A 243-nucleotide genomic window follows, 5' to 3' on the forward strand; every position below is an offset into this window, starting at 1 on the left:
TCGCCGCAGGGGGGGCGGTGGTCGGCGTACGTGCCGGTTCAGACACCTCGACCTCGGCCGTTGGCGGCCTGAACACTCAGATCAATGGCACCTACGGTTACCTGACGCTGGACGCCAACGGCAACGCCGTGTACCACAGCAACCCGAACGCCGTGAGCGGTCCCGGGGCGACCGACGTGTTCACCTACACCGTGCGCGATGCCGACGGTGACCAAAGCACCACCACCATCACCATCGATGTGC

The 243-nt window shown here is 65.8% G+C and carries 1 protein-coding gene; it reads left to right on the forward strand.

All coding sequences use genetic code 11. The features are described 5' to 3' along the window. Positions 1-243: Ig-like domain-containing protein (locus E3W21_RS31980; RefSeq protein WP_256661645.1), on the forward strand; the 243-nt coding region annotated here is incomplete at both ends.

Source organism: Pseudomonas sp. F01002, assembly GCF_004402115.1.
Lineage (GTDB): Bacteria > Pseudomonadota > Gammaproteobacteria > Pseudomonadales > Pseudomonadaceae > Aquipseudomonas > Aquipseudomonas frigoris.